Genomic DNA, 444 nt, shown 5'->3' with positions numbered 1-444 from the left:
GCGCCGTACTGGTCGAAGCCGCTGTAGCGCACGCGCCGGTAGCGGCTCACGACGCCGCGCAGCCCCGGCACCGACAGGCAGCCCTCCCAGCCCTCCTCCAGGTCGGGCGGCAAGTACTCGATGCTCGGATTGACGAGCACCGTCTCCGGCACGGGCGGCGCCTCCGGGTAGCGCTCGCTGCTGCCGAAGCCGAAGATGATCACCTGCAACCCGACGCCGATCTGCGGCGCGGCGAGCCCCGCGCCGTTCGCGTGATGCATCGTCTCGAACATGTCCGCGACGAGCGCGTGCAGCTCCGGCGTGTTGAACGCCTCCACCGGCCGGGCGACTTCCAGCAAACGTGGATCGCCCATCTTCAGAATCTCGCGAATCATCGCGCGTGGCCCTCCAGAAGTGTGTGCATGCCTGCTTCGTCCAGCACCGGAATGCCGAGTTCCTCGGCTT

At 68.2% G+C, this 444-nt stretch carries 1 protein-coding gene; it reads right to left on the bottom strand.

Annotation, left to right across the window (positions count from 1 at the left end):
• A partial coding sequence (locus tag ACU8YE_RS25320; RefSeq protein WP_446930332.1) for a peptide deformylase occupies nucleotides 1–374 on the bottom strand: 374 nt, incomplete at its 3' end.
• Nucleotides 375–444 lie beyond the last annotated feature (70 nt).

It is taken from the genome of Ralstonia sp. VS2407 (assembly GCF_052950655.1).
Note: the sequence above shows the minus strand (reverse complement) of the source record. Positions and strands in the feature narration are given on the sequence as shown.